The sequence below is a fragment of the Leclercia sp. LTM14 genome (assembly GCF_023736175.1).
Lineage (GTDB): Bacteria > Pseudomonadota > Gammaproteobacteria > Enterobacterales > Enterobacteriaceae > Enterobacter > Enterobacter barmai.
Genome location: NZ_JAIKTT010000002.1, coordinates 359,601 through 371,778, shown reverse-complemented (window position 1 = coordinate 371,778; position 12,178 = coordinate 359,601). Strand labels below are relative to the sequence as shown.

14 protein-coding genes are annotated in these 12,178 nt (G+C 53.9%); 3 read left to right on the top strand and 11 right to left on the bottom strand.

The window, feature by feature from the left end; translation table 11 throughout:
- Window positions 1-31: 31 nt before the first annotated feature.
- The 11 genes from K5I40_RS06170 to K5I40_RS06120 form a co-directional block, all read right to left on the bottom strand.
- Window positions 32-505 (bottom strand): hypothetical protein, encoded by a 474-nt coding sequence (locus K5I40_RS06170; protein WP_223074081.1) that lies wholly within the window; start codon window positions 503-505, stop codon window positions 32-34.
- Between the two features lie 58 nt (window positions 506-563).
- On the bottom strand, window positions 564-791 hold the full coding sequence (locus tag K5I40_RS06165; RefSeq protein WP_223074080.1) for a hypothetical protein: 228 nt from the start codon (window positions 789-791) through the stop codon (window positions 564-566).
- A gap of 121 nt (window positions 792-912) precedes the next feature.
- The gene (locus K5I40_RS06160) at window positions 913-1,272 is read right to left on the bottom strand and encodes a DUF4054 domain-containing protein (protein WP_223074079.1); all 360 of its coding nucleotides are present in this window, start codon (window positions 1,270-1,272) and stop codon (window positions 913-915) included.
- Window positions 1,273-1,281: 9 nt separating this feature from the next.
- Entirely contained in the window at window positions 1,282-1,536 is a 255-nt protein-coding gene (locus K5I40_RS06155; RefSeq protein WP_223074078.1) for a hypothetical protein, read from the bottom strand.
- 3 nt (window positions 1,537-1,539) lie between these two features.
- Window positions 1,540-2,478 carry a major capsid family protein gene (locus K5I40_RS06150; RefSeq protein ID WP_223074077.1) on the bottom strand — a complete coding sequence of 313 codons (939 nt, stop codon included), beginning with the start codon at window positions 2,476-2,478 and terminating at the stop codon, window positions 1,540-1,542.
- A 17-nt stretch (window positions 2,479-2,495) separates the two neighbouring features.
- Window positions 2,496-3,290 (bottom strand): Ig-like domain-containing protein, encoded by a 795-nt coding sequence (locus tag K5I40_RS06145; protein ID WP_223074076.1) that lies wholly within the window; start codon window positions 3,288-3,290, stop codon window positions 2,496-2,498.
- On the bottom strand, window positions 3,290-4,306 hold the full coding sequence (locus K5I40_RS06140) for a DUF2213 domain-containing protein (protein ID WP_223074075.1): 1,017 nt from the start codon (window positions 4,304-4,306) through the stop codon (window positions 3,290-3,292). Before K5I40_RS06140 ends, K5I40_RS06145 begins: the two co-directional genes overlap by 1 nt.
- Entirely contained in the window at window positions 4,278-5,639 is a 1,362-nt protein-coding gene (locus tag K5I40_RS06135) for a phage minor head protein (RefSeq protein ID WP_223074074.1), read from the bottom strand. The genes K5I40_RS06140 and K5I40_RS06135 overlap by 29 nt, the downstream gene beginning before the upstream one ends.
- On the bottom strand, window positions 5,626-7,005 hold the full coding sequence (locus K5I40_RS06130; RefSeq protein ID WP_223074073.1) for an anti-CBASS protein Acb1 family protein: 1,380 nt from the start codon (window positions 7,003-7,005) through the stop codon (window positions 5,626-5,628). The genes K5I40_RS06135 and K5I40_RS06130 overlap by 14 nt, the downstream gene beginning before the upstream one ends.
- The gene (locus K5I40_RS06125; RefSeq protein ID WP_251929557.1) at window positions 7,002-8,318 is read right to left on the bottom strand and encodes a PBSX family phage terminase large subunit; all 1,317 of its coding nucleotides are present in this window, start codon (window positions 8,316-8,318) and stop codon (window positions 7,002-7,004) included. Before K5I40_RS06125 ends, K5I40_RS06130 begins: the two co-directional genes overlap by 4 nt.
- A 78-nt stretch (window positions 8,319-8,396) precedes the next feature.
- Window positions 8,397-8,942 (bottom strand): hypothetical protein, encoded by a 546-nt coding sequence (locus K5I40_RS06120; protein WP_223074071.1) that lies wholly within the window; start codon window positions 8,940-8,942, stop codon window positions 8,397-8,399.
- Window positions 8,943-9,352: 410 nt separating this feature from the next.
- Between K5I40_RS06120 and K5I40_RS06115 the strand changes: the two genes are divergently transcribed.
- From K5I40_RS06115 to K5I40_RS06105, 3 genes are all read left to right on the top strand, one after another.
- The gene (locus K5I40_RS06115) at window positions 9,353-9,748 is read left to right on the top strand and encodes a hypothetical protein (RefSeq protein ID WP_223074070.1); all 396 of its coding nucleotides are present in this window, start codon (window positions 9,353-9,355) and stop codon (window positions 9,746-9,748) included.
- A 270-nt stretch (window positions 9,749-10,018) separates the two neighbouring features.
- The gene (locus tag K5I40_RS06110; RefSeq protein WP_223074069.1) at window positions 10,019-11,569 is read left to right on the top strand and encodes an ERF family protein; all 1,551 of its coding nucleotides are present in this window, start codon (window positions 10,019-10,021) and stop codon (window positions 11,567-11,569) included.
- 17 nt (window positions 11,570-11,586) lie between these two features.
- Complete coding sequence (locus K5I40_RS06105; protein ID WP_223074068.1) at window positions 11,587-12,105, top strand: Ref family recombination enhancement nuclease; 519 nt, start codon at window positions 11,587-11,589, stop codon at window positions 12,103-12,105.
- Window positions 12,106-12,178 lie beyond the last annotated feature (73 nt).

The following is a 12,178-nucleotide window of genomic DNA, read 5'->3' as shown; positions in this document are numbered from 1 at the left end:
GGTTGCCAATATTGAATTAATCGCCTCATTTTCAACCAACCTTGTAAGACACTGTATTGCCCATAACCCCGTCATTGACGAGCGGCGTAGATTTCCCTTTTTTGCGGGCGATCGTCTCAGGCGTGTTGGGCTTATAAAGGGATTTGGTTTTAATGGTTTGCCGTGTAGTTTGAACGGCTTTTGTGCCGATTCTGACTATCGCTTGTTGAACGGTTATCCGACCCTGAATGACATCACTTATCAACTCCCTATAAGCCGCTGTTTTCATCCACTCAGCGATATAGTCAGATGAATACGTCATAAACGGCCTGGCTGGTATCAGTTCCCACCCCATAGCGTTTTTGGTACCGAAGTTGTTCCATGCTGCGTAAGTCGCAACATCCATACCTTCATTCATTTTTCCACGGTGTATGCCGACCGTGAGGGTTACACCCGCCAGCGACTGGATACGCTGGCGGATAACACGGTCAGCGCCGCGAGTTTCGAGCTTTGCACCACCACGCATACAACCTCCATCATTAACACCATTATCAAGCCCACCCGCAGATGGGCTTTGTAATGGTTTATTCAGCGGCCTGAATGTCGATGAAATACTCTTTACCCTGCTCGAACAGCTCAAATGCTGCTGGGTTAGAGACAACCATCTGCAACTGCCCACCCGGCGTATACTTCGACCAGGTTTTATTTTCAGGGGTATCAGCCGTTACAGGGCTCATGTGGATTGTGCGATATGAGTCATCATCTGTTTTCTGAATGAAATGACAGCGGAATTTCGCGCGTACTTTAGACATAAGATCAAACTCCAAAACTGAAAGTTAAAAAATGGAATATTCATCTGGCATGATGGGCTTTGGCAGATTTTTAGCGGCGGGCGCCGCAGCTGGCCAACCCAATTTTTAGCAGAATATCCCGTTAAGATGCATGACCGATAACAATGCAGCCACCGGACAGATTGCCCATCGCGTCGAGGAACTCCTGGCCCCACTGCGTACCTTCCCAGCCAGCCTTTTGCGCTGCGGCGGTGAAGGTCATTGCCACCTTACCTTCACGCCTGCTGGCGACACCGCGCACACTGGCGCTGATTCCTTCCACTGCTATCGGGGCAAGATTAGCGGCCACGTAGAGCGCTTTAAGGCGGTCTGTGTCGTAACCGTATTCCGCAGCGGCCCGGAGGTCATAGAGCCGCTCACACTGAGAAGAAAGGGCGCTAACAGCGCCCGTATCAAGTGATATCCCCGGTAGCAGAATGGCTAACCATTCGTTTACCGTCATACGAGAGCCTTACTCGTCGTCAGAAGTGAGGATGCCGTCATGCTCTTTGGTGAGCTTTTTAGCCTCTGCAGCTGAGATAACTTTCAGCTTCTTCTCGTCCAGGAACTGCTTAACGCCGCCAATATTCAGCGTGGCTTTATCAACCTCCACCGCTTCCAGCGGGGCAACGGTGATAGTGATTACCGTGCCTTCGTCGTTTTTAGCACCGATGTGGATCGGCGCTTCGGTGGTGTTGGTCAGGAATGCCGTTTCTTTATCAGCCATGATTTAGATAACCTTTGAGGATTTAGCCGCAGCCAGCGGAGCGCGAACAATCACGCCAGCGGTTTTGGACAGGCAAGGGATAGACAGGTCGAGGCCAGAACGCTGAACCGGTAACTGGCGGAACAGGATCGGCGTAGCCTGGGCGAAGTGACGACGGGTGTTATCCAGCGCAATGCAGATGCCGTCATCATCCAGATCGGAGTTTTTGCGGAACTGAATTTCAGGGTAAGAGGCACGCAGGAACGACAGCACGGTGCCCAGCGTACCGGACAGGCGCAGACCCTGAATGCGTGACCAGGCTTTCGACGGCATATGGAACTCATTAACCTGGTAGATTTTGGTGGAGTTAACCGCCGAAATCAGCGCTGAGGCATCATCACAGATTTTGTCACCGTCACCTGCAGCCCAGCCACCAGCCAGCGCCACCAGCGGGATGTTTGGATGCTCGATAAAGCCGACAATCTGATATTCCTTGTTGCCGCGCCACAGCAGGTTGCTGACGGTGCGCTCATGCGCTTCGCGTGTATTCAGCGCCAGGATGTTATCAAGCGGTGTGCCGGACATTGCCGCCGCCAGAACGTCAGAGTAGGTGTAACCATAGCCCAGGCCAATATCGTACATCAGCGCGAAGAACTCGCGGCCTTTGGCACTCATCATCGGCATATCAGTGCCGTAAGCTGCCATGATTTTAGCCATGCCTGCGGCGGAGTACATGCGATACCCTGCCCACTTCGCCCCCTCACTGATGCCAGGCTCCTGCGCAAACATGGTCAGCGCCACAGGTGCTGGCATTTCTTCCATGTAAACGTCATTGGACATTGAAATCAGATCGCGGGCGAAAATCAGCCCCTGCTCATCCGTGTTGAGGTTCTGAATGGAGCCGCCCGCCTGCGCTTCCGCCAGCAGTTGCTGCATCATTTGAGCAATTAATTTCTCGTTCATTGTTTTTTTGTTCCCTGTTAGCTGACGGTAATTACAGAGGTGTCAGTAAAGCCGCCATCATCAGTTTTAACGGTGATGGTTGCGGTTTGTGCGGCAGTTGCGCCTGCTTTAACCGTCACCAGGCCGCTGGCATCAACCGTGGCGACATTGGCATTACTGGATTCATACGTAACACCTTTATTGGTTGCACCAGACGGGCTAATAGTTGGCGTTAACTGCTGAGTGCCGCCTGCAGCTTTGGATGCTGTTTTCGGCGCGATGGCCACACCCGTCACAGGCACGTCATGCGGATAACCCGTCGCCAGCGAATCACCGTCAGTGACCATCACGATCGCAGTGGGGATACGGCCACGCTGAGTGGGAGATTCAAAGCGGAAGCGGCTTTTTTCGCTGGCACCAGCTACGCCCCACTCCATGTAGCCATTGGCATTACGGCCCTTTGGCACAGCCAGGTCGCCCACTTTCGGTGATTCTCCGGATTTAACCGCAACACGAATCGGGCCCTCTTCGACAATGCCAATAGGACAGTTGAGCGTGACAACCCCCGGCTTAACATTGCTACCAAAGCCCGGCATAGCTGGCATATTGGAATGAGCGCCAACAGCAATACCGATAGCATCAGTTGCATCGCCGGAGCTTGGTAGCGCAACCACGGTCGAATCATTACCGGAAGTCAGCTTGACGGCGTCACCTGGTGCAATTTCGCCACCAGCACGATGGGATTGCACGCGGGCAGACGAACGGAAGGACATCAGCGTTACCAGGTCGCCCGGCAAGCCAGCATCAAAATCACTTTGAATAGTGGTCTGCATTATTTATCCGCCTGTTTTTTATGGCCGAAAGTGCGAGCCTGATAGTTCAGGTGCGCAGAGTTAGCGCCTGAGCCCTGCTCGTCGGTGTTAGGTGTGCGCGGGTTACGCGGGGTTTGTTCGAACTTCTTACCACAGGCCACCAGCGCCATAGACAGGGCAACATCAGTCTGTTCGTCGCTCCAGCCGTCCATGTTCACTTCCGGGTGGGCCTTACGGATGATGGCCTGCTTAACCAGGTTGATATCACCCAGGCTATCGGTATTGATGTTCAGGCGCTTCGCCGCTTCTTTAAGCTGATGCTCCTGACGGCCATCCGCAACGCCACGCTCATATGCTTCGTTGCTGGCGGAGTCCATATTGATGATTTGCTTATTTGCCTTAAGCAGATCGCCCTGCGTTTTGCTCAAGTCAGCCGTTAAGGTCTGATTCTTGGTTTTCAGTGCTTCGATTTCGGCTAGCGCCTCATCAAGTTCCATATCTTCACCATCCAGATTAAATTTTGCCGTTTTAACTCGTGGGTTACGCACAATGCTGAGGTGGTTGTAATTTATCCCCCTCTGCTCTGTGTCGTACTCTTGCCCGTCAGGAGATCGCCCCGTTACTTTGGGTTTTTCGTCACACTGATAACCCGCCGACGCGCCCCGCAATGTCTTATCCTGCTGAATCAGCCGGATAGACTTTTCGTCCTGAACCAGAGCACGTGCAAATAGCTCGTCGCCCTGGCGCATGACGGCGGTGACAACCCCGGCAGCAACGGAACGGTAATTTTTGGAAGTAACCAGACCATTGCGCGGATGTGACACCGTCACAGGCTTGCCAATTAAGGTATTCATTGAGTCCTGGTTAAACAATTCATCAGCTGAGCGGTACTCTTTTGCCGTGAATGCATCACCGCGTTTGCGGTCATAAACCAGTACGCCCGGACGGGCGATCGGGATATCAATCTGGAGATAACCCTCGGGGGTTATCGTCCATTGTCTGATTGCGTCATTGTTGACTGGGGTTTCTTGCTGCAATTTCTCTCTCCGCGTCTGCTACATCCGACGCAGAGAACAACCATTCAGGGAAGCAACGGCAACCGTGAGGCTGGCCGGGGTTTCCGTCTCGTGGCGGTCTGGTCGGCGTATAGGCCTGTCCTTCCCGCACAACATGCAGTTTTCGCTCGCGCTCGTCTAACATCCCGCGCCAGCGGTAATATTTCATCCCGGCAACGCGGGCGTTGGCCTCCTCCAGATTCCAGGCCTGATTACCAATCTCATTGCGGGCGACGTTGCGGGCGCGTCTCCAGGGGATCTCCATTTCGTCAGCAAGTTTGCTGGCGATATCGTCAACGCCCCGGCCCTCACGCAGCCCCTGCTGCATTGTCTTGATGCCGCGCTGCAATGCCTCTTCACTGACGTTCTGCATTCTCCCCATGCTGGCATCCAGCCAGTCAGAGGTTTGCTGCAACAGCTTTTTATCGCCATCATAGATATCAACCGAAATCAGGTCGGCCATGCTCTCATGCGGGAGCGTGATGCCGGGAGCGAGATCCACATCAGCAGCGGCGCGGATAATCAGCCTGAAATCGTCAACGGCTGAGTTGAGCACCTGCGTGCTGGCGGCGTCCATTGCGGCCAGCGACGTCACCGTGCTGGCCTCCCGCATGGTTTCGGTAAGTGACAGAAGCTGTTTTGATACGGCCCCGGCTGTGTCTGCCGTTGCCGCTGTGCCTGTTTTCAGGTCGATAAGCGGCACGCCGTCAACACGAAAACGCTGGTAATAGGTTTCGTAATAAGCGTCGGTAAAGCCGAACTTACCGTTGACGATCGCCGCCTGCACGTCATCGGCGGTTTTGTTGATGGCGCGGATAAAAGCGTCAGGCGTGGTGTTATTGGCCTTTGATACGGCTTTAGCCAGGCTGATAGCTGATTGCCTGCGCACCTCACTGATAGCGTAAGCCGGTACTGCGCCGAACTCGCCATCTTTCAGCAGCGCGGGAATGGCACGAAGGAAAAGCGCCGAATCCGGCGCAATCTCCATCGCAACGGCGCGGATAATAGATTCCTGCTTAGCGCGGGTCAGCTTCGAAAAGTTTTTCCCCATCTGCTGACGAATATAAACGCGCACTTTTTTAACCGTTGCCGCTGTGACCAGCTCACCCAGCAGGTCATCCGCTGAAATATCCCGACCGTCAGCCGCGTCAGTATTCACGACCGCGCCGGATTTCCCGATCGCGCGGTACGTCTTTAAACAGGCATCACGAACCCATTTACCATATTTCCTGGCGCTGTCACCCAGGCGCTGGGCGTATACCGACTCGATCGCCAGCGGATAACCAGCGTCATAGCGTGGCTCACTCTTTACCATTATTGGCCTCGCTTTGGCCCTCTTTGGTGCCGCCCTGGTTCGATTTATCATGATTCTGGTCTGAATCGTCGTCATTCTGGTCATCTATGGTGCCAGTGGCTGGCGGAGTGGTAGAGAGCAGGACGACAGCCCCTGTTTCCTGCGCCGTTGCCCGCGCCTCTTCGCTGGTTACGGCCCGCATGTTGTAGTAAATCTGCACCGTCTCCGCGACTTTCTTATCCCTCTCAACCTCACGGTCAATCTGCCCCTGGCTCTTGTTCGGCACGAACTCAGCCCGGATGCCCAGATAGCGCAGCGCCAGCTTTTTCAGCGCCGGAATAATGTCGTTGGTGGTGATGTGCGAAACCAGATTCTGCCATTGCGCATCTGCGCTGGTATCGCTGTTCGACAGGCCGCCTTTACGTTCGGCCAGCATTGCGATCGGGAAACCTGTTTCGGCGCAGACCAGCTTTATAGCCATATCGACCAGGTCAGCCGTTCCGGTCATGACAGTCTGCAGGCGCTCAATAGACTCGTCTTTATCCACTGCAATCATGTCGTTCAGGTGGCGTGTAGCTGCAATGCCACCTATGCGCCGGGCTACCTGCGCTTCACCTTTGGCAGATTTTAAATCTTCCGCCAGCTCCTCTTTTTTGTAGATGTCCTGAACCGACAGCGAGAGGATGCTGATAATCAGTTCATGGGAGAGCCCCAGGCGCTGTAAAGAGGCGTAAGGCTTGCTGAGCAGCGGAGCACCAAATTCAATGCCTGCGCAGGCGTAAATGGGCTGGTATTCTGGATCCCCGAAAAGGATAGAATCGCCCTGCTCAATGAATACCTCGCCACCGACCGGGCTTTTTAACTGGATGCGCCAGCCCTCCGGCAGCCCGAACAACGGCGAATTGTAATCGGTGAACCAGTCATCAGATGGGGTAATCCAGTTCGCACCGTGGCTGCGCACCCACTCTTCCCCCATGACAAGCACAGACCACCCCATGTGACGCTTAAGGACAACGGCTTTTTCAACGCACTGCCACACCCGCATATCACCAAACAGGTCTTTAATTTTCTCAGCATCATCCGGGTTATCAGTGACCACCGTGAACTGGTTCAGCATTGCCGCTGCAACCGGCTCAGTGATAATGCGCCAGCCAATGCCGGACGTTTCCGCAGCCATAGCCGCCACCAGCGGAATCATCCCCTCAGCAGAACGGGCTTTCATGCGGTTTGCGGTTGGCGAACCCATCCCGGCAGCGCCCTGTGAAAGACCGCCAGCCGCAACGCTGGTCATCATGCTGACATAACCGTCATGGTTGTACTGCGGGGGCATTACGCCCTCTTTGGTCAGGATCCCCTCTACGGGAATCAGGCTTGTTTTACTCGTCATTGGATAATTCCTGATTTCATGCGTACCAGATGCGGGAAAATGGCGTCGGCGTAGTCCGTGGACACGCCCAGCCGCTGTTTAACTTTTTTCTTCGCTTCGATGATGATTTTGTCCTCTGGGGTGGTTTCCCACATAACGCCAGTGGAGTCAGAGAGGATGCGATCGAGATAGCGGCGCGGGATATCGCTGGAGATGGCGAACAGGCCATCAGGCGGCATGATGTCATTGTCCAGCCAGCGCACCGTATCATTGACTGCGTCACGGTATGACCACCACGCCTGGGCGCGGAGGTTATGGAATGTTTCTTCGTTATTGCGGCCACCGCGATAGCGTGATTTTTTACGCAGCACCTCGCCCTGGGCAACGAATTTACGGAACTCAATTTCTGAGTCATCAAACTTATTCAGCTCACCTTTAACGCCGGAACCAACGCCCACAGAGTCATAAATCAGTACCGCGCAACCTTCCTCTGTTGCCAGTTTCAGCGCCTGCTGCGCCAGTTGCACGGTGTCACGCGCCTTGAGGCGCTCCATACGGTAAAGAAAACGACCGTTAAAGAACGCCAGCACAGAATCGTCATCGCCATCGTCGGCAACGTCGAGCACTGCTGTTTTAACGCCAGTGCGACACGCTTTCGCCAGGCGTGAATCGGGCTTAACGACCAGCCTTTCGAGATTACCGCGATGCACTACCGCGCCCGGCAGGTCATTGACCGGAACGCCGTTCCAGATGTTGTCGTAGCGATCGGGGTAATATTTCAGGGTGTAGAGGCGCTCTTTATCCAGCGTCGAGTTAAAAAACGGGTTGTGATACCAGTTCACCTCTTCAACGAACCAGTCATCCTCTGCATTGAGGACGAAACGTACATAGGTTTCATCCCAGGCAAACGCCGGGTTAAAGGTAATCCACAGCTCTGCACCTTCACGGCGTAGCGTTGGTGCCAGGGTTTCCCATGCCTCAGCAGAAATAGCGTGCGCCTCCTCCACCCAGCAAATGTCCACACCCTCAATGGATTTGATGCTGTCCAGGTTGGACTGGAACCCCAGAAACCGGAACTCAGCCCCAGATTTAGCCTTAATGCTGTTCTGAGTTATCGTGAACTCAGCCTCATAACCCAGACGGCGGATCGTGTCGGCCAGCAGCTTATGGGATGAAGCGTCGATAGACTTCTGTACCCGGCGCAAACACAGCACGCGCAGGTCATAACGTACAGTCAGCTCAATCAGTGCCTCAGCGATTCGCCATGACTTACTGGAACCACGGCCACCACGCAGGCATTTAACACGGTGCGGTTTGGTAGTTAAGGCACGCATAGTGCGCCGCCACTCGGCCATTTTCTTTTTTCGGTTAGCCAGTAGCTGCGCCGTTCTAAGTCATGCTCTGGTGTCGTCTCAATCGCTGTCATCGCCGCCTATATCCCTGTAAATCTCGGTCAGAGTTTCACGCGCAATACGTTTGCCCTCGTCTGAAATCGGCTTACTGATATCGACACCCGCAAGCGTGAGGATCCTTGCGGCCAGGTTCGACTTATCCAGCCCCTCCACCTGCCAGCCGTGTTTGGTTCGCTTTATGTTTTTGACGGCTCTGGTGTCGATCGCCGCCAGGCGGCTGCGGAATACTTCTGGCTCCAGCCTCTGCTTTTCCAGCGCCTGCAGTTCAAGCATCACCGCCGTTGCGTCCGGCGCACGGAAACGGGCCGACAGGTCAATCAATGCCTCCTGCCGACCAACAATGTCTTTGGCAATAATGTGCTTTCGGTAAACGCTAACCGCCTGCTGGATTTCGTTGTCTTTGAGCAACTTTTCAGCCTGGAAATCATCGTTAAACCCCTTGTAGTCTCTGCTGCGTGATTTCGCATAGCTAAAGCCCGGCGCTTCCCGCTCCTCGGCTACCAGCTTTGCAAAAGCATCATCTCGCTTACTTATCTTTATGGTCACAACGCCCCCTTTGTGAGGCTTGAAGCGTATCGGGGAAAAGGCAGGATCAAAAACGGCGTTACCGCTGGCATGTAGTACAAATAAAAAAAAGCCACTCCGGGGGCGGAATGGCTCAACATCACAAAGAGTAAAACAATGGCTATATCAATAAAGCAAAAGGCAATTTCCGATGAGAGCAAGCGGGAGTTCGCAACCGCCTGCTACGGGAAGGGATTATGCTGGTTTGTCAGAAAGACAACAAAATTAGATGTGAGCGGTAATGGAATCCTTATTTGTAGTTGATATAAGATATCCGAACTTAGCAGCGCCTAGACAACCAGATAAACCATAGGCAGGTAAGTGTATTACCTACAGCAATCCCCAAGGCCAACGTCGCTGCAAACTCTGCGTAAGACATAAGGATATCCCTCATGAGTTATAGTGATGTAGTGGCAACCATAGCCCTTTTCGTCTCAGTTCTGGGAACTTTCGCCAGCGGTTACATCAGCTATCACTTTGCAATCAAAGGCGAACGCCGAAAGGAATTTAATTTTATCGCAGACAAGATAACACTCTCTCTGGACCACCAGCAGGAATCAGCCGATCGCGGACACTACCCAACCAAAACCTTAAGCGAATCCGATCTCCACGCACTACTCCTCGTCAGCAATAAGCGTGATGCATCAAAAATAAGGAATGCGTTTACAAACTACATAACATCCCTTGAACGATGCGGCAACTGGGATTCAGGAACCTATGATTTTCACTCACCACAAGAAATCATCAAGTCTGCGGAGGAACTGAAACGCTGGACAAGGCATAAGTAATTACCTTGCATCTAATTTGTAGTTACTTTAAGATCTATATCAGGTGCTAGAAACACCTCAATACACAGCGGCATATCACCCCGTCAGCGTGATTTTTTTGCACCCAGAATTTATGCTCTGGTAGCTCCGGCTACGTGAGTGCTGAATTATGGGGTGGAGTGCGGCTAATAGCGCCTTGTGCGTAATACGCCCGCCGACTGTGTACGGTTTCTAACTCCACCCCGCCCATCTAGAAAGTGGGCTTCAGTCTCATACACAGGAGCAAACCAAATGACTACTTTACTGTCTATTCCTGACGCTGCCGAACTGCTGGCGCAAACCCTCACCTGCCTTAAAGCCGCTGGTTACGCCAGTGCTGCGATGATTCCCGCCGCTAAAAAGCCCTCAAATCAGGGTGAAGAACAGGAAGTGCAACCAGCTACCGCGCCAGAGGTGTATGTCGCGCCCGGTAAGCAGTACGCCAACGTTAACGAAGCGCTGGCGCACATGATTCACGAACTGAAAAACCCGCTGCGCGATCGTTATAACGAAACGCTGGATTTCACCCATGCAAGCCTGGCACAGATGCTGGACATGCTGCGTGACCCGATTTATCAGCATGGCCTGATGCTTAAGCAGGAGTTTGCGAAAGGCGACGAGCTGCCGCTTGAGATGGTGACTACCTTCCTGCATATCCCAACCAGCACGGAAGTGTCGTTCCGTCTCCCGGCGTACATGAAAGAGGACAAGCGCCTGGATGAATGCCAGAAAGTTGGCGCGACGTTCACCTATTTTCGCCGCTATGGTCTGCGCCAGGCTCTGGATATCACTGATGGTGATGACGATATCGACCAGGCCAGCCGTAAGCAGGAGCGCCGGAAAGCACGTGCGCTCAACACCAGCCGTGAATGGAAACCTACCACCAGCGCCCGCACCAAACCAGAGGCGATCCTCAACATGCTGGTTGCCGCTGGAGAGTTTACCGGGGCCGCTGCCATCGCCCAGGCGAAAGCGCGTAACCCGTTCCTGCGCACACCTGCAGAAGTCGCTGAGGACACAATTACCCGCCTCGATGGGCTGAAAAGTGATGCAGAGCAGGCGCGGGATATTGTCCTGCGCTACGGACTCACGGACGTTCACTGGCAGGGCTTTTATCAGGATGCCGGACAGTTCAGGGTTGACGGTGATGACCTTATCGACACCAGCATAGGCCAGCACGTCAGCGCTGAAACCGCGATGAATATTGCCGAATCACTGACAACCGTTGCGCTTTCCACCGCTGATAACAGCGACGTCCAGGACTCCAGCGACCGAATTATGCCGCCTCGCACGTTCATTCCTGACTGCACCCCGCTTAGCGAAGAGGAAGAGGCATTCGTTCTGGCTGTTGAGGCTGGCCACGACGATGAAATCATGGATATCGCCATGACCATGATGGAATCGCATGTTAATGCCGGACTCAACATGCGTGAGGTTCATAGCGACACCAGCTACCACCGCCGCAACTGGTATAACGCCTGCCGCGAGTTCTATACCCTGTCTCTGATGACCGGGAATATTAATTTTGAGGCACTGGCAAAGCCTGAGATGACGATTGCCCGCGAACTGGCCGACGACGTTGATTCTGATGCCGACCTGATGACTCAGAAAGCGGCGATCGCCATTGAGATTGCACGCGGCAACGCCAGCACTGACACAAAGCTCCAGCAGCTCCACGAAATCGCCAGCCGTTGTAACGCCTACACAGCCGGGTATATCGACACGCTTATCCTGTATGTGGAGACTGACGGGCTTACTAACGATTTCCCGGTATACGTTCCTGAATCTGACCTGCCTTACTGATATGTGGGGTAACGGTCATGAAAACCGAACAGGAAAAGTTACAGTGTCACTTTGCAAAACAGCGTGAGTACCAGGCGCGGGCCATCGCCCGCCAGCGTGCGAAGCAGGCAGACCCGGAATGGCGGGCCGAACAGTACGAAAAGCAGCGGGAACGACAAATCAAAAGCGCTGAACGGGCAAAAAACAAGCCGATTAAGTGCCGTGGATTAAAAGGACGGACGCCGACCGCAACCGAACGGCGCATGATGGACAAAATCGGATCCCTGCCCTGTATCGCCTGCTATGTGCATGGCGTGACGAATGAGAACGCCACCATCCACCACATCAACGGCAGAACGGCAGACGGCGCACACGCTTATGTGCTCTCGTTATGTGACTGCCACCACCAGCACGCCGCGCCAGCAGCAGTACGCGCGGTTTATCCCTGGCTGGTTCCGGTTCACGCTGACGGAACCTGCGGCGGCAAGGCAGAATTTGAGACGCTAAACGGCACACAGGAGCACCTCTACGCGCTTTGCCTTGAAATGATATCCTGAACACCCACCAAAGCCGCCAGCATCGCCTGGCGGCGTTACCGCTCGCCTGTTTACTGTATCCCTCTCTCCCCTT